The sequence below is a fragment of the Bacteroides sp. D2 genome (assembly GCF_025147085.1).
Taxonomy (GTDB): Bacteria; Bacteroidota; Bacteroidia; order Bacteroidales; family Bacteroidaceae; genus Bacteroides.
On record NZ_CP102261.1, the window covers coordinates 3,347,542 to 3,370,385 of the forward strand.

At 40.1% G+C, this 22,844-nt stretch carries 15 protein-coding genes; 2 read left to right on the plus strand and 13 right to left on the minus strand.

Annotation, left to right across the window (positions count from 1 at the left end; translation table 11 throughout):
• Positions 1–148: 148 nt before the first annotated feature.
• From NQ505_RS11610 to NQ505_RS11670, 13 genes are all read right to left on the minus strand, one after another.
• Complete coding sequence (locus tag NQ505_RS11610; RefSeq protein WP_009000541.1) at positions 149–1,438, minus strand: thioredoxin domain-containing protein; 1,290 nt, start codon at positions 1,436–1,438, stop codon at positions 149–151.
• A 20-nt stretch (positions 1,439–1,458) separates the two neighbouring features.
• Positions 1,459–2,634 (minus strand): pepsin/retropepsin-like aspartic protease family protein, encoded by a 1,176-nt coding sequence (locus NQ505_RS11615; protein WP_004301823.1) that lies wholly within the window; start codon positions 2,632–2,634, stop codon positions 1,459–1,461.
• Complete coding sequence (locus tag NQ505_RS11620) at positions 2,621–3,763, minus strand: aspartyl protease family protein (RefSeq protein WP_009000542.1); 1,143 nt, start codon at positions 3,761–3,763, stop codon at positions 2,621–2,623. Before NQ505_RS11620 ends, NQ505_RS11615 begins: the two co-directional genes overlap by 14 nt.
• Positions 3,764–3,772: 9 nt before the next feature.
• A complete protein-coding gene (locus NQ505_RS11625; protein WP_009000543.1) occupies positions 3,773–5,479 on the minus strand; it encodes a S8 family serine peptidase in 1,707 nt (568 codons plus the stop codon).
• 30 nt (positions 5,480–5,509) lie between these two features.
• Complete coding sequence (locus tag NQ505_RS11630) at positions 5,510–6,514, minus strand: TlpA family protein disulfide reductase (RefSeq protein ID WP_032853913.1); 1,005 nt, start codon at positions 6,512–6,514, stop codon at positions 5,510–5,512.
• A 32-nt stretch (positions 6,515–6,546) separates the two neighbouring features.
• The gene (locus NQ505_RS11635; protein WP_009000545.1) at positions 6,547–7,551 is read right to left on the minus strand and encodes a hypothetical protein; all 1,005 of its coding nucleotides are present in this window, start codon (positions 7,549–7,551) and stop codon (positions 6,547–6,549) included.
• Positions 7,552–7,586: 35 nt separating this feature from the next.
• The gene (locus NQ505_RS11640; protein WP_032853914.1) at positions 7,587–9,128 is read right to left on the minus strand and encodes a RagB/SusD family nutrient uptake outer membrane protein; all 1,542 of its coding nucleotides are present in this window, start codon (positions 9,126–9,128) and stop codon (positions 7,587–7,589) included.
• A gap of 17 nt (positions 9,129–9,145) precedes the next feature.
• A complete protein-coding gene (locus NQ505_RS11645; protein WP_009000547.1) occupies positions 9,146–12,715 on the minus strand; it encodes a SusC/RagA family TonB-linked outer membrane protein in 3,570 nt (1,189 codons plus the stop codon).
• 25 nt (positions 12,716–12,740) lie between these two features.
• Positions 12,741–13,901, minus strand: coding sequence for a FecR family protein (locus NQ505_RS11650; RefSeq protein ID WP_009000548.1), 1,161 nt, complete (start codon positions 13,899–13,901; stop codon positions 12,741–12,743).
• 67 nt (positions 13,902–13,968) lie between these two features.
• The gene (locus NQ505_RS11655) at positions 13,969–14,523 is read right to left on the minus strand and encodes an RNA polymerase sigma-70 factor (RefSeq protein WP_009000549.1); all 555 of its coding nucleotides are present in this window, start codon (positions 14,521–14,523) and stop codon (positions 13,969–13,971) included.
• Between the two features lie 34 nt (positions 14,524–14,557).
• Complete coding sequence (locus NQ505_RS11660; protein ID WP_004301832.1) at positions 14,558–15,259, minus strand: Crp/Fnr family transcriptional regulator; 702 nt, start codon at positions 15,257–15,259, stop codon at positions 14,558–14,560.
• Between the two features lie 116 nt (positions 15,260–15,375).
• Entirely contained in the window at positions 15,376–17,565 is a 2,190-nt protein-coding gene (locus tag NQ505_RS11665) for a glutamine synthetase III (protein ID WP_004301833.1), read from the minus strand.
• A 132-nt stretch (positions 17,566–17,697) separates the two neighbouring features.
• On the minus strand, positions 17,698–18,177 hold the full coding sequence (locus NQ505_RS11670; protein ID WP_009000550.1) for a hypothetical protein: 480 nt from the start codon (positions 18,175–18,177) through the stop codon (positions 17,698–17,700).
• A 1,122-nt stretch (positions 18,178–19,299) separates the two neighbouring features.
• On the opposite strand from NQ505_RS11670, the gene NQ505_RS11675 reads away from it, so the two are divergent.
• A complete protein-coding gene (locus NQ505_RS11675) occupies positions 19,300–21,507 on the plus strand; it encodes a DUF5686 family protein (RefSeq protein ID WP_032853817.1) in 2,208 nt (735 codons plus the stop codon).
• A 205-nt stretch (positions 21,508–21,712) separates the two neighbouring features.
• Entirely contained in the window at positions 21,713–22,843 is a 1,131-nt protein-coding gene (locus NQ505_RS11680; RefSeq protein WP_009000552.1) for a retron St85 family RNA-directed DNA polymerase, read from the plus strand.
• Position 22,844: the final 1 nt, after the last annotated feature.

Consider the following 22,844-nt stretch of genomic DNA (forward strand, 5'->3'; position numbering starts at 1 on the left):
TGTGTTAAGTTATAAATAGATTTGACAGGGCAAATGTACTTGTTTATATGATAAGTTCCAATAATATGGAAATAAAAAAAGCCGGAATGATGTCCGGCTTTTAGCTAAAGTTTCAGATTAATGTAGTTATATAATTAAGAGAGAGTTTTTATTTCAGTAGTTGCTCTTCGATGATTTGTACGTACTTCTCCGGAGTAGCTCCGACTTCAATAATCGGTTTGCCGCCTGCAGGTATGAAGAATAAGGTAGGCAATGCCTGTACACCGAAGTGATTGCATAAATCCTTTTCTTTGTCCGCATTAACCTTGTAGAATACAACTTTACCTTTATACTTTTCAGCCAGCTTTTCCATTTCCGGAAGTAAGCGCATGCAAGGTCCACACCAGGTTGCCCAGAAATCAATTACAACCGGTTTGTCGCCATTATAAACGAAATCGTTCCCTTTTCTGTAGTCGAAGATGTGTTCGAGGAAGAATTGGCGGGTAATCGGATTCAGTTTACCGTCTTCAACTTTAGTTTCCGTTACTTTAGCTTCCGCTTCCGGTATAGGAACCATGTCAAACGGCTGGAAATAAATTTTCTGATGAATATAGTCAATGGATATGATTCCGTAGTCCAATATCTTTTTGCCTAATACGGAGCGTTTCAGGTATGGATTCTTCACTGCCATGGCATCCTCAATCTTTGTTTTTACAAACATGGTTTCAGGTAAGATGAGGCTTTCCTCTTCTTGAGTCGCTTCTTTATATCCATTGGAAACTTTTTGGTTGGTTCCTTTGGTATATTGTGTGCTCCATGTATTGAAATCTTTTTCGGTAAGATTCACCAATCCTTCGCTCCATGTATCCAGAACAAGAGAAACGGGTTTTCCCTGAATGGATATCGGACATACGATTCCTAATCCTGTAATCAGCTCAAAGTTCTCCCGGTAGTTTAATTTCATGTAAGAAGGACGATAGGGCTGCGTAATTGTGAGTTTTTTCCGCTGCATATCAATAGTCAGAACGGAAGTGCGGAAAATAGCACCGCTTAATACACCCATCACTCCCAGCTTGCGCAGATATGGTTCGTCTTCCAGAGTGAAAGCAGGCAGATCGTTGTTAAACGTGTTGTTGCCAATAGCAACTGTTGCCATTTCATATACTTTTCTAACAGGTACTTGTTTGAATACAAAATCCTGATAAGCACTAAAAGTACCGTTCTTCCCCGTGTCGATGCGTAACTTCTTGAGAGCCTCAGGAAGCAGGGCGTTATGTCCTGACAGATCGAGGACGAAGTCTGCCACTTCGCCATTAATGGCGGCTTCTACGATAATCTTTCCATCAATGGTTTTGAATGGAATGACCTCTGTCATACTGTTCTGTGTCTGTGCACTGATTCCTCCGGCAATACAAAATGCAAGTAGACAGAGATACATCTTTGTTATTATTCGCTTCATATCTTTTTTCTGTTTAAAGTTCATTTCTCTTTCCTGATTTCAATCTTTTTCTCTTGATTGTCTTTCTTGACAATAATATAACCGGTATCACCGGGGATGGCGTTCATGATATCTTCCACAGCCATTTGGCTCATGGGACAATCGTCCAAAGAAGTACCGTTGATGTTAATCACCTGGTCGCCGAAAGCAACTTTATCTTTCATGCTGTCCCAGATCGTTGTAATTTCGAATCTGTCATTGCGTGGCAGAATACTCACGTTCCAGAGAGCGGGAGCACCGCCCATGTCGGTTTTTCCTTCTTCAAACGGGAAAAAGTAGAATCGTCTGCGCATATAATCGATAATTACTTTACCGTATTCCAGTAAATCCACCCCGATGATGCTTCCATTCATCACTGTGGTCGTACTACCCACGTTCGTGAATTCTTTCCCCATGATGTTGATAGGAGGAACAGTCACCTTCTTTATATCCACCGGCTTGCCTAGACCTGTTATTCCGGCAGCTACGATACCATATCCATGGTTAGTAACTTTCGAAATGTCAGACAGCCTTTCATAATCTTCTGTAGAATAAAGCAGAAAGCCTCCCGCACCTGTATCGAACAGAACCTTGAAGTCATTGTCCCCTAAGCGGACATTGACAATGGAGTGATGATCCGTCTCATCCAACAGCGGAATCCCATCCGTTACTTTTAGTCCTTCGGGACGATACGGATAATTGATAACCATTATTTTAGAACGGGAATCGAATGTGACTACCGACTGTGCGAAAGCGTCTCCTCCAAGAATACCGACAACCCCTAGTCCGGTGAAGAATGGATTCTTAGGCAGTACCATCGTCTTCAACTGCTTGATTTTATAGTTTTCCCCGATAGAAACATTCTGTACGTGCGCTTCCTGATAATTGGAGCCTTGTGCATTCACATCGGAGATACGCATATATCCTGCGGCAGTAGCTTTCATTTCCGTTGCGGCATCATACATCGTTCCGGTTCTTCCTCCCGTATCGACGATATATTTCACTTTTATACCGTTAACAGTGACGGGGATAATGATTTTCTCTTGTATAAACTCATAAGGAATGGTGTCGCAAACCTTATTCCGGATTTGCGCTGCCATTCTTTGTCCGCAGTTTAGAAATAATAGCAGCCATAAGCCGGTCAGTATTCCTATACTTTTCATATTATTCTTTTTCATAGATAATATCCTTTACTCCGGAAGCTGTCTCAATCGTCAGTTTCGTTTTCTTTTTCTCTTTCAATTCCGGTATTCCGTTCAGAATACTTTCGCAGAAGTCATATTTCTTAGTTGGTTTGCCATTGATTTTAACCACCTTGTCTCCGACTGCTATCTTACCTTTCGTACTGCTCCATACGGTAGATACAAACAAATCTCCGTCTTTGACCGTTAAGTCAAAATTGTTACCTTGATTGTTTATTTCATTGTCCGGTTGAAATGCTTCGAAATAGAATCTTCCGCGTGGATAGTCGATGGTCACTTTACCGTATTGCAACAGTTTGACACCCAATAATGTGTAAGGGTGATTGTTGGTACTGGTTGTTACGTTACGGAATTTGGTGGCTCCGACTGATAGCAATGGAATACGAACCCTGTAAGAAGAAGCCTTGTCCGCCTGGCCGGATACTCCGATACTCCCTTCTCCATATCCTTCGGAAACCACTTCCATAGAGGCTTCCGGTTTGATTTTCTCAAAATCACTTTCGATAAGCGATAACAGGCTGGGACTACCAGTATCAAATAATACATTTATATTGCTGACCGGAGCTATCTGTACGCTGACGATTGGCATGCCGCCCCCTTTGGTGAAATTCAACATCTTTCGTAAAGACACTGTCGATGGCTTTTCAGCAGAAGTAACTATGATATTTTTGGCTTGCGAATCAATAGTGACAATGGTATTGGCGAATAAATCACTGCCGATGATACCATCTACTCCAAAACATTCCCAGCCTTTTACTTCATCAATGACCAGTGACGGAGCATTTTTGAAATTAATGACATGGTCGGGGGTAGTCAGGTTCTCTATCCGAGTAGTCTTGTAATAGCTTTCCACGTTATTCACATCCGTTACTTTAGTCGAGTCGGTGGCTGCCATTTGCAGTGCCTGGCAGGCTTGAGTCGTGAGTGCCGTACGTCCTCCCGTATCAAAAATGAAAGGACGTGCCGTGCCGTTCACTTTCATTTCGATAATCATCTTTTCACCTACCATCCGGTAAGGTATAGTTGCCTTATATTGTTGGGCGAATACAGGAACCGCCATGCAAAAGGCGACGACGGTTCCTATCATACGAGTCGTATACTTCATAAGCTAATTTTATTTGCTGACTTTTTCTGCTTCCAAAATTGCCTGATAAGCGTTTACAATACCTCCGGAAATACACAAATCATCGAAAAGGAACAAGTCTTGTGAAGGACTGTCGTTTACGCGGATTCCTTTTTCCACTTCCACCCCTTTGCGTGAAGTGACGCTCTTCAGTAGTATGTCACGGATTTGCGAGCCGGTTAATTTAGGGAAATATGATTTCACTAAGGCAGCTACACCGGCAACAGTAGCCGAAGCCATTCCTTCACCTGTACCTTTTTGGTACGTATCACCCATATAGGATGAATAAATATCTGTTCCCGGTGCATACAGATCGAGAGCAGTTGCACCGTAATTGGTGTTCAGTACCGGATTTCCATTCTTATCTGAAGAAGCAACCACCATAAAATTGGTAAGTTCTCCGTCTTTTCTCATCTTCCGGTTAGGGAAGAATTCATCTTTATCCATGTCTACTGACAGATCCCAAACCGGAACTATTACCAATGCTCCTTTCTTTTCAGCTTCTTTCAGTGCATCTGCTATCCATTGTCTCTGTTCTTCCGGGTATAATGAATTTTGTTCCGGCAATAAAATAACATCCGCTCCGTGGTTTACTGCATACCGGATGGCCAGTGCCATATCTTTTAAATAAGGTTCTCCTTCTCCCGGATGAATACGTAAAGTCATAATTTCTGCATTATCGGCAATACCGTTGCTTCCGACACCGTTGTCGCGTTTGGCTGCGATCACTCCCGCTTTCATAACCCCTGTTGCTGCGTCAGACGTCAACAGTACGTTATTGCCATATTGTGTGTCGTTAATATCCAGGGGATTATCACCTACAATTTCTTTCCGGTTATCAGTTCCGTATTTCTTTAAAGCATCTTCATAAGACGTTTTGGCCGTTGCTACACTTTTCTTTCCCATATTTTGATATACGGGTTCCCATTTATCCGTATTATAGAGGCTGAAGTAATAAGCAGTAAATACAAAAGCAATTTCAGAAAGGCTGTCTCTTTCTGCTTTAGGATCATAGCAACTCTGGAAATCATCGACAGTCAGCTCTTTTCCGGGGAAACGCTTTTTCATGTCCTTATCAAACTTCTCAACATATTCTTCAATGACATAAGAGAGTTGCAGACCACCGTATGAACCACCGATTCTGGATTCTGGCATTACTTTATAACGATAATAATTGTATTCTTCCATATTTTCTGGTGCGGGTACTTCCTGACGTTTTCCGTTAATGATTTTATAATATTTCTTTCCGTCAAAGATATAATCCGCATATTTATCTTTCAGACGGAAAAATTCGCGTTCTCCTTCACGTGTCAGGGATTCCATGACCTGACCGTCTTTGCCACCGATGAAATTCCATCCATTGATGTCGTCTATCAAACCATTCTTATCATCGTCTTTCTGGTTCAGTTTTTCTTTGGGATTCACCCAGATAGCCTGTTTCAGATCTTCGTGTTCTACGTCCATTCCTGTTCCGATCAATGCAACAACCGGTCTTTTTTTAGCTTTCTTTTTGTTGGCTTTCAGATACTCGTAAGCCTTGTTTACTTCAGCACCGTATACACTGTCTTTGTCGAAAGAACAGTTAAACCAGTCCAGTTCGGATTGTTTTTTTTGTGTTTCTGCTTCTTGTTTGACTAACTGCGCCGATACTGTAATGCTGATAAAACAGCATACGATAGGAAATATAAGTTTCTTCATTGTTGATGAGTTATAATTTATACAATCTAGTTATTTTCTTATTTTTAAAATGGCTTCACGCACCTGTTCACCCCGGACATTACGTGCAGCGAGTTTGCCTTCTTTGTCAATGACAACGAGGAAAGGGATGGAGTAGAAACCGTAAGCAGCCTGAATAGCGCTTGGAGTCTTGCTGTTTTTGGGAAATCCTGTTTTATCCCACAACATCACCCACGGCAGTTTTTCTTCATCCAGCATTTTTCTCCATTTTGCTTCACTGTCATCCAACGAAACACTGATGAATTCTAAATCGTCAGCTTTCAGATCATTGTATATTGTCAGCATACTGCGCATCTCTTTGCGGCAAGGACCACACCAGGAAGCACAGAAATCCAGTACGACAATTTTTCCACGGAAGTCTTTTAAACTTACACTCTTTCCATTGCTGTCAATGAACGTAAAACCAGGACATTCTGCACCGATGATCTGGTGGGAGAGAACTTCTACTTTGTTGATTAACCATTTGGCAGACAAAGAATTCCTATCTTGTTCCGGTATCATATCCAATAACATTTTGTTGGATGGGTAATCATTCACATCTGCCAGATAAGCTAATGCTGACGCCATGGCAGGCGTCAGTTTCTCTTTGGCAGAAGTCGAGATTGTTGCTTTATCCGGATCTCTTTCGGTCGGCATATAGTTTTGTAAAGTCAGAAACGGATCAATGCCGGTGAATGAAAGTGAGCTTTGTTCGGGATTCTTTTCATCGAAATAGCCTTTTATTGTTATCGGATTATTTTCCAGATAGATGATCTGCTCTGTTTCACCTATATACAATTTATAGATATCAGGGATGATGTTTTTTTCATTTGTAGTAAATACACCATTGATTCCAATATTACAACTTAGTATAATATTTTCGTTTATATCCTTTATTTGTAAGGTTGTTGACTTTAGGACTTTCATTTTACCGGATATTTTTAATCCATTGCCAGCCCATACAGCTACATTACATATAACCGATAGAACTAATAATACAGCCTTAACTTTTTTCATTGTCATGAATTTGTATTTTTATATGTTTACTATTATTCTCCTTCATTTGGTTTCTCCGGTATTGTAGGTAAGGGGAGATCCCAATCAGGTCCATTAGCTATTGCTTCTAAATCAATCTGATATTTTTCTTTCATATATTTCTGAACAAAAGAAAACTTTTCTGCAATAAGAGGATATTTATCAGCTGGATATACTTCTGCTATTTTAGCTTGGTTATAAAACATTGAAATCAATATATAGCCAATAAAAGTCTCTTCGTTGGTTGGAGGTAATTTGTTATGGTCCGGTGTAGTAATTCTTAAAAACTTATAAGTGTTTACAGTTCCCGGATATCCCCTAGTGAGATAATAATTGGGGTCATCTTCCATTCCCAAGCTGTTTACTAACGAGGTTACATGGTCGAATCCTATTTCAAAATCTGTTGGAATGACGATGTTTCCAGCTTTAACGGCTTTTTCAATGATGGGACCCAGTATCATTTTTCGACGTTTATCAAGTGTAGCTCTATCAGTAGGAATGAAATAAGGGTCATCCGGATTATCTTCTCCAAACATGCAAGTACTCCAATAATCTAATCCATCGTCGATTTCATGGATGGGTACGATGTAAGTTCCAAAGATTATTCCTCCAAATTCAATTACACTTTTACTGTAGACATTATATGCTAAATACCAATACATCGGCAGAACTTTAGAAGTGACCTGGGGATTGATATAGGCAAATACATGTTTTTTCATGAATTCAACATAATAATTTGTCATTTCATTGCTTATGCATCCTTGTCCATAGAGCCCATCACTTCCTACCGCTGTACCAGTCCAACTTCGGTTAAAATCTGCATCTTTTAAATCTGTATAAATTAAGTAAACCCCAAAATCTTTATATATTTGATTTATATCATCATCCCAACTGTTATTACCTTGAGGTACCTCAAAACGCAATTCAATTCCGCCTTCTGTCGGACTGAGTGCATCTTCTTTATAACATGAGGCTAGTACTATACAAGTAAATAATCCCCATAATATATGTTTCTTCATATTTATTCTTTGTTTAAATTATGAGACATTCTATATTAATTTTCTCGTTTGGGTGCAAGAGGATTCTGTTCTAACTTTTTGTTCTTTAGTAGGACAGCATCCGGTATTGGCATAGTGTAGGAAGGATCATTTTGCTTTAATGTGTATACTTGTTCTCCCCATCTATGAGTGATTTGTGGCATTCCATAACGCCTAAGATCAAACCAACGTTGTCCCTCAAAGCAGAGTTCTTTTCTTCTTTCATTTTTAATGAAAGTTTTAAGTACCTCACCTGTCAGTCCGTTTGGTTCTACAAATTTGCCTGGTTCATAGCGATTTTCAAGTAATGTTTTCAGAGTGGAGAGAGCAGTCTTTTCGTCATTATTGTGAGCGGCTGCTTCTGCTAAATTTAGATAAGCTTCACTCAATCTGAAAGAAAGGGCGAAGTTTTCTGAACCATTAGGTTCTCCTACTGCTGAAACTTTATATTTTCCAAAAGAACTATATGAATCTTCAAGAAACACGTTATTGTCCTTATCATATTCTTTTGCTATATATTTCTCTTTTCTTAAATCTCCATCTTGAAAGCTTTCTATTAAATCGTCAGAAGCAATAAAGGCTTTCCGGTAATGAGTAACTTTGCCAAAATAACCATCTTCCTCATGTGAAACCGTTTCGTCATTGAATACTGTGAGATCTGCAATCTTTCCATATAACCATATAACTTCTGACGACTTTAAAGATGTAAAATTATAATAAGGTTCTGCTACCGAAGGAGCCGGTAGCCCGTTTAAATTTATCAAAGAGAAAGTCCAGTCATTAATTACCTTTTGAGCATATATTGCCGCATCTTTCCAATTTTCCATGTAGAGAAAAATGCGTGATTTTAACAATTGTACCATTGGTAGGCTGACCAAATAATTAGGCTCATATTGTTTATCTTTAGATAAAGTGAGAAATAGGCGTTCAGACTCATTCAAATCTATAATAATCTGATTGTATACTTCTTCTACACTATTACGTGCCATTAGTAGTTGGTCTTCCGGTAGCAGGTTACTATTTAATTTTAACGGAACTCCTAGAGCTTGTTTGTTATAATTATATGGTGCTCCAAAATGATTAACCAACATAAAATAATAAAAAGCTCTTAGCCCTAAAGCTTGTGCTACTACATAATTTTTTTCGGCTTCTGTACCATTTACTTCATTGATATAATCAAGAGCTGCATTTGCACCTAAAATATAATTATAGTATCCTTCCCAGATATTTTGAATATTATAATTATTTTTGTCCATAATGAAGAACATATCCGGTTGCCATGTATAAACGGCTTTTTTGGCTTCTATGTTTCCTAAAGTATTTGTGTTAAATTCGTAATTTGTTTTATGAAATTGTACGTCATCGTCAAAAAAACTAAGAAAGGCTAACAGACTATTACCACCGGCATGTTTTGGGTATGCAGAACCTATCAACATTTCTTGCAGAGCATTAGCGTCTTTAGGAATATATTCACTTTGAGATTGTGGTTCCAGAAAATTTGAACAGGAGGAAAGTGAGAATAAAACTATTCCTGTCATTATATATATAATTGTTTTCATTTTCATATTTTATTTGTTTAAAAACCGATGTTAATACCTAGTGAGTAATTACGTGGCAGTACGCTATTGCTAACTTCTGGGTCAAAACCGTTGAAACGTTTACTGGCTATAACAAATATATTGTCCATATTAAAGTTGAGAGATAAATTTCTCATGGATATTTTTTCACACCATTCTCGTTTCATTTGCCAAGATAAACCTATATTACGGCATCGTAAAAAAGAGCCACTTACAACCATGGCGTCGGATTGTTCCCATATTGGAATTCTGTAAACATTTTCTAGGTTGGGCAATTGCACATAAGTCATGCCAGCTTTAGGTAATGACGGAATGATTGTATGTGATTCATCTCCAGGCTCTTTCCAACGATTTAATAAATCACGATTGACGTTTGTGTATGGATCTGGCATAAAATAAGAACTTGCAAATTGCTCGTATGGTGATGGGAGGCGTTTCTTATTGCCTAACAAAAGTGAGAAACTAGTATTTAATGTCAATGATTTATAGCGGAAACTTAGACTTAGTCCACCTGTGAAATAAGGCTCTTTTTGTCCAGAGTAAACCAGATAAGTGGTTGGATCTATCTGACGGCTTCGTTGATCTTCCGGAATATCTAGAAGATTAAACTGTGCTTCACCAGTTTTTCCATCCAAACCGGCAAATGAATATGACCAGAAACCACTAAGGGGATATCCTTCTTTGAGTATGATGTCTGAACGTCCATTTAGAAAGTGGGCTGCATTGACTTCAATATTAGTATGTCCGCCTTCATTCCAGTTTTTAGAAGCATTGAGGCTGACGCTTAATGCATAATCACGTTTTTGTATTGGAGTAAAGGTTAATGTATATTCAATACCCCTATTTTTGATAATACCACCATTACGTTTCATTGACGAAATTCCATATTCAAAAGGTAATTCTAATTCGACAATAGCATTAGAACGTCGTGTATAGTATTCTAAATTCATATAAAATAGATGGAATAATTCTAGATCTACGCCAAAATTCCAAGTTTTAGTACGTTCCCATGAAAGATTCGGGTTGGGAATCTGAGAAATTGTAGATTGATATCTATTATACAAATCTGCTACTTTTCCTTGGTTCAAAATGAGATCCGGACTGAGGCGTGTTAGTGCATTTCCTTGAATACCATATGTACCACGGAAATTTAAAGAGGTAATCCAATTGAGATACTTCTTCATAAAATGTTCTTCTGATGCTCTCCATGAGAATCCAAATGAATAGGTCGGGTCAATGCGATGGTTGGTATCTTGGCCAAAGCGATTGGATGCATCATTACGTACGTTTGCATTAACTACATATCGGTTCTTGAATGAGTATGCCAATGTGGCGAATACAGAAAAGTAATTGTCCGTAGTATTTGTTTTTCTCCATCCATTATTATATATCTTCTGTAGAATACCCCATCCCTCTTGTAGAGAGCCTGTTATGGGTTCAAAAGTTTGTAAAGTTGTTGGACTTGTAATGATTTCTCCCCTGTCAGGCGCATATCCCCATACTGTATTGGTAAGACCTTTATTAGTAGAAGAACGTAGTTCCATACCTAGCAGTGCATTCAAGCGGTTCTCATTATTAAATGCTTTGCTAAATTGTAACTTGTTTTGAATGTTATAAGAGTATTGATGTGTATTATTGGTATATAATTCACCTCCGAATGGAAGTAGAGCTGATTTGAATTCTTTACTATTGGGAGAGACTGAGTTGAAATCGTAACCACGGTATGTATCAGCAATGTAAAACGTCTGTTCTGTTTCCCAGGCTTCATTGGTACTGTTATTATCTGAATATCCCCCAGTGAACTGATAAGTTAACCAGTCTAAGATATTCCATTTTAGATCAAGGGAAGCAGACATGAAACTTGATTTTGATTTTGAACCACTGTTTTCCCGCTCATTTATGAAATTATATGATAAGGACTTCATTCCGGAATTATATGTATATGACGCTTTCTTTTGGTAATAGGCGTCTGGGTCTATTGAGCGATTTGTGGTAGTTGCATAGCTCATAGGATTGACCCCTCCTGCAAAACCTTCATTTGTACTTACACTTCCGTTAATAGTCGCGTTTATTGTAAGCTTTTGTATCGGGCGTATAGTGATAGCAATGCGTCCGGTCATGCGTTCACTATTATTTCCTATTTCTTGTCCTTCGCTATTGGAATATCCCAAAGAGGCTGAATAGCTATACTTGTTTGTTCCTCCTGAAACACTCAAATTGTGATTGTGGCTAAAAGAACGTTGAGTCAATAATTTGAACCAATCAGTATTTTGTGTTTCTAACACATTACGTTGAGCTAGAAATTCTTCTGATGATATATCATGGGATAGATACATATTTAACAACCCTTCGTAAGTATATATTTGTTTGATAGGTTCTGCGTTGTATGGAGTCCCCCAATTGAAAGCTTCTTGTGAAAACAGTACTCTTTCCTTGGAATTCATATAGTTAAATTGATCATAATTAGGACGTGTTCCTATTATGAAATTGGATGTGTAATTAATACTCAAACGATCTGTTGTGTTCTTTTTAGTTGTAATTTCAATTACACCGTTGGAAGCCTTGGAGCCGTATATGGCAGTTGCAGAAGCATCTTTAAGGATACTGATGCTTTCAATGTCTGCTGGATTTAACCATGAAATCTGATTACCAATAATGTTTCTCAAATCCTCTGTCATCAAAGATGTGTTGTCCAATTCTAACGGATCTTCTTGAATGATACCATCAACTACCCATAGTGGATCTTGATTACCTAACAATGTACTTGTACCACGGATTTGGATTTTTGGGGCAGTACCTACACGACTGCTTGTATTAGTTACAACCATCCCCGCTACACGTCCCTGTAGCATCTGATCGATGGATGTATACGAGGGCATCATGATATCTTTGGCTTTTACGGTAGTAATAGACCCAACGAGGTCACGACGTTGAATATTCTGATATCCGGTTACCACCACCTCGTCTATTTCTGTGCTGGTGGAGCTGTTCAGAGTGACATTAATGGTCTTTTTACCTGTATATTTTACCGTTTTCTTTTCCATTCCGATGAAAGAGTACGTAAGAATCAGCCCTTCCTGTGCCGGAATATTAAACGTATACTGTCCGTCCAATCCTGCGATGGCTCCATGTTTGGAACCTCGGATCGTGATAGTAGCGCCGGGTAAGGCCTCACCGTTAGTATCCCGGACCCAACCGCTGATAGTTATCTTTTGGCTTTGTCTTTTCTTTATAACAATTGCGCTACCAGAGATTTCGTAAGTCAGGTTAGTACCTTCCAGACATTCATCCAGAATTTCTGTAATCGTTTTGTCTTTCGCCTTGATAGTGATATCGGTTACATTAGCAATGTCTTCCGTTCCATACATAAAGACAAATTTCGTACGATTCTGCAGATACCAGAGCGCTGCTTCCAGCGTTTCTCCTCTCAAGTCGATGGAGATTCTCTGATTGTCCTGTGCTTGAATCATGAGTGAAGAAAGGGAGAATATCCATAAAAGACAGAACTTCACAAAGTTTCTGCTTGCATAAGATACCACCCATGGCAGGGATTTTACTCGTTTTTTCATAATGCGTTAGTTATATTATGTATTATTACTGTTTGTAGGAAATGTGCAGGATGCCCTCCCGTTGTTTGATATTGACCAGATTTAATTCTGTAATCATGTCGATAATCGGGTTCATGTTGGCGTAGCGGTTAAGGTAAGCTCCGATACGCACCTGTTTGGCTGCTTCGTCTTCAAAAGAATATTGGAATCCATACCATTTGGACAGGTATGACATCACATTCTCAAGAGGGACATTTAAAAAGATAAATGATCCGGATTCCCAAGATGTATACAAATCAGTGTTTACGTTGGCGACGGTATTTGTACCGGTATTTTTATTATATGTATAGTGCTGGTTGGGAACTAATTCGAATTCTTCATTTCTACTGTTGATTCTTACTGTTCCACTGATTAAGGTTGTACTTTCTGTATCTTCATCAGCGTAGGCCCTTACGTTGAACGACGTTCCCGTTACCCGGATAGATGTATGCGATGTTTTTACGATAAACGGATGCTCCTTGTCCGGGGCAACATCAAAATAAGCCTCCCCTTCAATTTGCACAATACGTTCTTTGCTGCTGAAACAAACCGGATAAGTCAGCCGGGTTTCCGCATTGAGATGTACCCTTGTGCCGTCGGAAAGCGTGATAAGGCATTCCATCCCCTGCAATGTGCGTAGTGTGTTCTGGATTTCTTTTACTTGTGGTTTGTTGGCGGGAATCTGATAGTTAATCCCTTTAGAATCGATCACAAATGCTTTGACCGCATTCTCCGGAAGATTATTATCGGAAAGATTGAAAGATTTGCCGTCACTCAAGATCAGTTCCCCGCCAAGGGTTCCCGGAGTGATGTCGCTAATCGTTTCTTCGGATATCCAATGATAGATAAAGTAAGAAGCAGGTACTAATAACAATAAGATGAGAGCTGCATATCTCAGACTCTTTTTCCACGAAAAAACAGTACCCGATTGATTGCCTCCTAATAACGGATAGACTTTCTCCCACGCTTTTTGTGAAGAGAAACTTTTTATTAACCGGCTGTTTTCTTCATACGTTTCCTTATTTAATATCCGGTCGGCTATCTTTTGATGTTCCGGGTTTTCATCCAACCATGCACGATAGTTCTTTTCCTCTTCGGGGGTAGACGAATGAGTAAATAAGGAAGCTAAGATTTTTGCAATTTTAAATTTTTCTTTGAATGAATTCATCGTTTTTTCGATTTGTTATATAAGTAAAACAATCCAATCGAAAAAACGGGGTAATCAAAAAGTTACTTTATTTACATAAAAATAGTAATAAGGCGTAATTTATGCCTTTGAGGCTTTCGCGAAGTTTGCGATAGGCGAATTTCTTTAACGTATGGACAGTACCCTCTGCAATTTGCAATTTGTCAGCAATCTCATGGTTTTTTAACCCTTTCATGGAGTATAAAATGATATTTCGCATCTGGGTAGGCAATTCTTCTACCGCTTTGCGCACTATGCGGAAAGTTTCCTGCTCGATAATTGCAGCTTCGAAGCCGCTGTCAAACTCTTCCTGCTCTGCAAAATCAGGAATATCCAACTGCTCATGTTTGAGATGATTCAGGCATTTATTTCGGGTGACGGTATAAAGGAAGCTCTTTACTTTCAGAATGTCATCAAAATCTTCTTTTCGCTCCCAATAAACTAACAATGCATCTTGTACGATGTCTTTGCAGACCTCTTTGTCCTCGATATAGTGAGATGAGAAAACACAAAGAATAGGGTAGTAGTCATCAAATAGCTTTTTGAAAGCCTGTTTGTTGCCACGTTTTATGTCTGCAATTATATTTTCTATATGTATGTTCACTATTTAGGGTGGAGCGATTGGTGCAGAAACTCTCTTACCCAATCTTACTTATTTTCTTCAGCTTTTCTTCTTCGATGATTTTGATCTTTCTTCCGTCGATAGTAATCAGTCTTTCCGTAGCGAATTGCGACAAGGTACGGATAGCGTTCGAAGTAGTCATATTGGAAAGATTTGCCAGATCTTCACGTGAAAGATAAATGCTCAACGTAGAACCGTCTTCTTCCAGTCCATAACTTTCTTTCAGGAAGATAAGTGATTCGGCCAAGCGTCCGCGAATATGTTTTTGTGTCAGATTAACGGTACGTTCGTCAGAGATACCCAAGTCGATGGAAAGCTGGCGGATAAAGAACATGGCCAAGTCATTGTTTTGGGCAACCAGCGTAGTGATGGCACTCATAGGAATCAGGCAAACAACGGAAGGTTCGAAAGCTGCTGCGGCAGTTACAAAATCTTGTTTGGCAAAATAAGCACGATATGCAAAGTATTCGCGTGGTTTAATCATGCGGATAATTTGACTTCTACCCCCCACACCATCTTTGAAGATTTTCACTTTTCCACTGATGAGACACATCAGATGATGTGGCGTTTCTCCTTCACAGTAGATGGTTTCATTCTTTTTGTAGGTTTGTATCGTATAATTATTCATCAGAAACTCCTTTTGCTCATTGTTTAGAGGAGCTAACATATCGGATAACGGTTCCGAAATATCGATGTCTGACATATTCATTTTTACCATGAGTGCTACAAAACTGTGTTATACAGCACAAAAGTAAAAAGAAAAAATGAGAAAATGAACGAATCTATAAAAAGATTGCACAAAAGTGGGAGCTTTCGTGCAATCTTGCAGACATTTTATTTGGTAAACAACAGTTCTCTATATTTAGGCAACGGCCATATTTCGTCATCCACTTCCATCTCCAGGTGGTCGATGTGGTCGCGGATTTGGTCAAGATATGGGCGTACTTTTTCTTCGTATGCGAATGCCCTTTCTTTGTAGTTTTCCATGTGGTTGGCTACTTTTCTCGCTTCGGTCATGTCGCGCACGAGTACTTTGATAGAAGTGACCCGGTGTGAAATCTCACGAATCAATTCTTTACGGTCGGCACTCAATACTTCGTATTCTTCAGCCGGGAATATTTCTTTCAGTCCGCGAAGATTTTCGAGCAAACGGTTCTGATAGGCAACCGCAGTCGGTACGATGTGGTTGATGGCGAGGTCGCCCAATACACGGCCTTCGATTTGCACCTTCATGGTGTATTTCTCCAGTTCCACTTCCAGACGGCTGTTTAATTCAGTTTCGTTGAAGATACGTTCGCCGATAAGCACCGATTTGGATTGGTTGTCAATATAGTGCATCAGGGCTTCCGGTACGTGGCAGATATTAGTCAGTCCGCGGCGTGCAGCTTCTTGTTTCCATTCTTCGGAATAGCCGTCCCCTTCGAAACGAATCGGTTCGGAGGCGATAATTGTTTCTTTCAGCAGGCGGAAGATAGCTTCGTCTTTGCCAACTCCTTCTTCCATCAGCTTTTCTACCGATGCCCGGAATTCGTTCAGTTGGTTTGCCATGGCCGCATTGATTGCAATCATGGAGGCGGCACAGTTGGAAGAAGAACCTGCGGCACGGAATTCGAAACGGTTTCCGGTGAATGCAAAAGGAGAAGTACGGTTGCGGTCGGTGGTATCCAGTAAAATTTCGGGGATACGTCCGATGCCTAACTTCAGTGTGGTTTTTTCTTCCGGTGTCATTTTCTCATTTCCTACCTGGCGGACAATTTCGTCGAGAGTAGACGAGAGTTGTGAACCCAGAAAGCAAGAGAGGATGGCGGGAGGAGCTTCATTGGCTCCCAAACGGTAGCTGTTGCTGGCGCTCATGATGGAGGCACGCAATAAATCCTGATTTTTATAAACCATCATTAAGGCATTTACCAGGAAGGTGAGGAATAGCATATTTCCTTTCGGATTCTTTCCGGGAGCGAACAGATTGATGCCAGTGTCTGTACAGAGCGACCAGTTGTTGTGCTTGCCCGAACCGTTTACTCCGCTATATGGCTTTTCGTGCAGGAGTACATTAAAATGATGTTTCCGGGCGATACGCTTCATCAAATCCATGACGAGCTGGTTGTGGTCGTTGGCAAGGTTGCAGTTTTCGAAGATAGGGGCCAACTCAAATTGGTTGGGAGCTACTTCGTTATGGCGTGTTTTGGCAGGAATACCGAGTTTGTGACACTCGATTTCGAGTTCTTTCATAAATGCAGTGACACGTGGAGGGATAGAGCCGAAATAATGGTCTTCCAACTGTTGGTCTTTGGCAGAAGAGTGTCCCATCAGTGTCCGTCCTGTCAGGCAGAGGTCGGGGCGTGCATTATATAAGGAAGAGTCTACAAGGAAATATTCCTGTTCCCATCCTAAATTGGTATATACGCGTGTGATGTTCTTGTCGAATAGCTGGCAGACTTCCGTTGCTGCTTTATCTACAGCGGCAAGTGCTTTCAACAATGGAGTTTTGTAATCCAACGCTTCACCTGTATAAGAAATGAAGATAGTGGGGATACAAAGAGTGGTATCTACAACGAATGCCGGTGAAGAAACATCCCATGCTGTATATCCTCGTGCTTCGAAAGTGTTGCGGATACCGCCGTTAGGGAAAGAAGAAGCATCCGGCTCTTGCTGGATCAGTAGTTTTCCGGAGAAGCGTTCAATCACTCCGCCATCTTCGCCGAATTCGATAAAGCCGTCATGCTTTTCGGCTGTTCCGTCTGTCAGAGGCTGGAACCAGTGTGTGTAGTGAGTGACGTTGAGTGACTTAGCCCAACTTTTCATACCGTTAGCAATTAAATCTGCTATTTCACGGCTGATAGGTGTACCTTTTTCGATAGCGTCGGTTACAGCTTTGTATGCTTCTTTGGGAAGATACTCTTGCATCTTCTTGCGGTCGAACACGTGGCTACCATAATAATCAGAGAGTTTGTTGGAAGGGGCAATAACTTCCAGAGGTTTCCGGTTGGAAAGCTCTTGTAAGGCAAAAAAACGCATTTTTGACATAAATGGTCTATTTTTTATCGGTTGATGGCGCAAAATTATATGTTTTTTCTGAAAGTGCCCCTATTTTGGAGGGGGTATTTTGAAAAATAATGTGTTTTTCTAAAAGTACCCCCTCTGTTTATTCTCCAACTTCTATTCTGATCGTTGCTGTTGGTCGATTTCTTTAGCCATCTGTTTAACCAAACTTTCCACTTGGATATAATGGTTGTGATAGTTCTTGAATAACAGTTTGAACACTGGGCTGTTCACAGCCATTTGGGTAAGAAATTGTAGGTGTTTACCCGTAGAGGTGTTCATCTGCATACGCTCTTTTTTGCTCAAGTTGTCTTGTAGGGAGTAAACACCGCATGAAATTTGGATTTCTGCAATGCCTTCATCCCAAGGATGGGTGTTGAGGTGAGTCAATGCTGCCAGGATTTTTTTCAGGTCTTTCAGCAGAATGTTTAAAAGTTCGAATTCGGTGCGGTTTATGGAGCAGGAATCCGGGTTCAGGAGGAAAGCGAATTTAAGGTAGAAATCCTTTAATTCTTCTTTAGGAATAACAAATGAATCTTTGGAAGCCTTTATCATGCCTCCCACCGCTGGTTGAACGGTAACTTGTTTTGTTTCCATAATATAATTATGAATAAGGTGGTAGGCGAAGATTTTCTATGAAATAAGAGCGGTTCCGCCTTTCCCGTTGCATTTCACCAGAAGGCAGTAGATGCATTAACATTCTACACGGGGGTACGGAACCGCCATATAGAATGAACATGAACAGGCATAAAAATGCCTGCCACGGAAATTGGCAGGTTTCCCCGCCTTCTGGTATGAAATGCACTACAAAGGTACGACAATTTTCTTCTTTGTCAAGAATAAAGTGATAAATAAAAAGATAGAAGGGTTGATTTAGTCATTAATATGTTTTCAGGGGGCTCTTATATTTACAGATATTGGAACTTTGTATTTTTTCCATTATTGTTGAAATCCCCTTCATATTATAACTTCTTCCATACGGGTTTTATTAATTCCTCTTTCAACCTATCACCACCTTTCTGAAACTCTTTATTCATCGTGCTTGCAGAATGGTGATAGGTTGTTTCTAACCTGTCACCACATCTGTCACCTATCACCTTGGTGATACTGTATATTTATGTTTTTCTTGTCTCTATCCGCGTCACTTTATAAACTTCCTGCGTTTTGTAAAAAAGGAAACCTATGATGATATAAAGTGTTTCATGCCGTGAAACACTTTGTTTCAAGCCTTTGAAACTAAAGTTTCAGATAGGAGAAACTCTAGTTTCATCAGTAAGAAACCAATAGTTTCAAGTAATTGGAACTAAAGTTTCAAGCGTGTGAAACTAAAGTTTCAAGGCTTGAAACTGGAGTAATCTCTTGTGGAGACTTTTGTTTCCACAAGGCTTCTGTTTTTATGCAGGCTTTATTTAATGTTGGGCGGTGATAGGTGATAGATGAGGTGACAGGTTAGAAACAACCTATCACCGCTCTGTAAGTGCGATGAATAAAGAGTTTTAGAAAGGTGGTGATAGGTTGAAAGAGGATTTTCGTTTTTTTATATATGAAGAGAATAGCAGAATATGCAGAGCTTCCTGCATTTATTTCGAGACAATCGCGCCAAAGATTTAGTTCATCTCCATGTTATTTTGAATAATGTGAAGGTTTTCTTCTGATAACTCTTTTTAGTGTCCAACTTCTCTTGCTTTTCGATATTCTTTTTTATATTTGCCTACGTTAATGAAGGAGATACGACGATTGAGAGATAAAATATTGATAGGATGCATATTGTGTCTGTTCTCTTTTATACCAAAGGGGACAGCCAATAATTATATAATGAATCCTTATACCCATCAGGAAATCTCTGCTGACTCCATTATAGAACGTGTGATGACTTTTGCACCTTTGTATGAAACGATAGTCAGTGATTATCGCGCGAACCTATATATAAAAGGTAAGATGGACATTCAGAAGAAGAATTTTATTCTCCGTTATGTACCTTCTATGTTTCGTTTGCAAAAGGGTGTTCGCGAATATCTGCTTGAAACATACAGTGACCTTCATTATACGGCTCCCAATATTTACGATCAGAAAGTAAAGGCTTCCCAGGGAACTGTGAGAGGAAACAGGGGATTGCCAGGATTGCTCGAGTACTTTAATGTAAATATCTACTCTTCTTCTTTATTGAATGATGAACGCTTATTGTCACCACTGGCCAAAAACGGACAGAAATACTATAAATACCGGATAGACAGCGTGATGGGAGATCCTAACAATCTGGATTATCGGGTTCGTTTTATCCCCCGCACTAAGAGCGATCAGTTGGTGGGTGGATATATGGTGGTCAGTAGTAACGTTTGGAGTGTTCGTGAAATTCGTTTTTCGGGGAGATCGGAACTGATAACATTTACCTGTTGGATTAAGATGGGAGATGTAGGCAAGAAAAATGAATTTCTGCCAGTGCGTTATGAAGTGGAAGCTCTTTTCAAATTTCTCGGAAATAAGGTGGACGGTAATTATACCGCTTCTTTAGATTATAAATCCATTGAATTGAAAGAAAAGAAGGTACGTAAGAAAGAAAAGAAGAACTATAACCTTTCAGAATCCTTCTCTTTGCAGTGTGATACGAATGCTTATAAGACGGATGCTTCTACCTTTGCCATCATGCGCCCCATCCCTTTGAGCGAAAGCGAGAAGAAACTATATTCCGACAATTTGCTTCGGCGTGACACGACAACGGTACAAAAGCATTCTAAGAGTCAGGCTTTCTGGGGAACGATGGGGGATTTGATGGTAGAAGATTATAAATTCAACTTGTCCAACATCGGAAGCGTGCGGTTCTCTCCGTTTATCAATCCGCTCTTATTCAGTTATAGTGGAAGCAACGGTTTGTCTTATCGACAGGATTTCCGTTATAACCGTCTTTTCAGAGGGGATAAATTACTTCGCATTGTGCCTAAACTCGGATACAACTTTACGCGTAAGGAATTCTACTGGTCATTGAATGCCGATTTTGAATACTGGCCGCAGAAACGGGGATTCTTCCGGTTGAATGTGGGTAACGGTAACCGTATTTATAGTAGTAAAGTGCTGGACGAACTGAAAGCCATGCCGGACAGTATTTTCAATTTCGATTTAATTCATCTTGATTATTTCAAGGACTTGTATTTCAATTTCCGTCATACCGTTGAAGTAGTCAACGGACTGGATATCGGTCTGGGTTTCTCTGCTCATAAAAGAACAGCGGTAGAGCCTTCCCGTTTTGTGATTACCGGTGACTATCCGATGCCCCCCCCGGAATTTATGGATAAATTCAAGAACACTTATATCAGTTTCGCTCCCCGCATCCGGATAGAGTGGACTCCGGGACTCTATTATTATATGAACGGAAAACGAAAGATTAACCTCCATTCTTTATACCCGACTTTCTCGGTCGATTATGAACGGGGTATTAAAGGAGTGTTCAAGAGTACGGGCGAATATGAAAGAATAGAATTCGACCTTCAACATCAAATCCGGATGGGATTGATGCGTAACATTTATTATCGTTTCGGATTCGGAGCATTCACCAATCAGGATGAGTTGTATTTTGTGGACTTTGCCAATTTCTCCCGGCATAACCTTCCGATGGGCTGGAATGATGAAATCGGTGGAGTGTTTCAGGTGCTTGACTCACGTTGGTATAACTCCTCCCGCCGTTATGTACGGGGGCATTTCACCTATGAAGCTCCGTTCCTTATTCTCCGGCATCTGATGAAGTACACCCGTTATGTGCAGAATGAACGTATTTATATCAGTGCGCTCTCTATGCCGCACCTTCAGCCTTATCTGGAAGTAGGATATGGCATCGGTACGCATATTTTCGACGTAGGAGTTTTTGTGAGCAGCGAAAACTGGAAATTTGGAGGAATAGGCTGTAAGTTCACGTTTGAGTTGTTCAACCGATAGTTTTCTTCGTTCCGGTTGTTTTATCGAAAGATTTTAGTTATCTTTGTATAAGAGAGGATGAGGGCAGAATTTAGCATCAAAGAGGTGTAGTCGCCTCATAAGCACAGGTATTTTCCTAGAAAATAAATTCTAAGGTATAAATACCTAAATTTATTTTAGTAAATAACTCATCCTCTCTTCTCTCTTTTTTATATGCATATACAAAATGGACGGAATTTTAATAACGATCATTGTTATCACCGCTTTCCTGGTTTATAAGATGATTTCCTCAAGCAGGAAACAGGAGGGGTATAAAAGATGGAAAGCAACAAGCAGTGGTAAGGAAGAAAAGACTACTAAGGTAAAATGGGAACACGGAGCCTGGCTTAGGCATGCTTTGGGGGGAACTGTTCCGAGAGCGCAGTATGTTCAAAAGTTTGATGAATCGGCTGTTGTTTGGTGTGCCAACTTGTTGGGAGTGGAAACGGCACGGTTGAAGGAAATTCTACGGGATGTTTCCGAACATTACCGGGAGTTCTGGATGAGAAAAAGAAAGGGAGGTTATCGGATGATTTCTGCTCCTGACAAAGAATTACAATCTATTCAAACCACTATTAATTCTCGAATATTATCATCTGTGACAATGATTCATCCGGCGGCAGTAGGTTTCCGGAGCGGTCATTCTGTGGTTGATAATGTCAGTCCCCATCTGGGAAAACGGTATATCTTGAAAATGGATATTCATGATTTTTTCTTTTCGATACGGAGCCGGAGGGTGAAAAAGACATTTGAGAAAATTGGTTATCCGGAAAATGTGTCTAAAGTATTGGGAGTGTTGTGCTGCTTGTACAGGCACTTGCCGCAGGGAGCGCCTACAAGTCCGGCGTTAAGCAATATCGTGGGGTATGAGATGGACAAGAAATTGGCTGCACTGGCAGCGGAATACGGACTGACTTATACCCGCTATGCCGACGACCTGACTTTTTCGGGAGATGTGTTCCCCAAAGAACAAATCATTCCCCGGATCAAACAGATCATCCGTGATGAGAAATTCGAACCGAATCATAAGAAGACCCGTTTTATCAATGAGTATGGCAGGAAGATTATTACAGGAGTATCTGTTTCTTCCGGTGCGAAACTGACAATCCCTAAAGCCAGAAAGAGAGAGATCCGGAAGAATGTCTATTTTATCCTGACAAAAGGCTTGGCGGAACATCAGCGCCGGATTGGCTCGAGTGATCCTGTTTATCTGAAACGGCTGATTGGAGAACTTTGTTATTGGCGGTCAATAGAACCGGACAATGCGTATGTATCCGATTCTATTAACCGTTTGAAATGTTTGGAGAAAGGGTATTAAT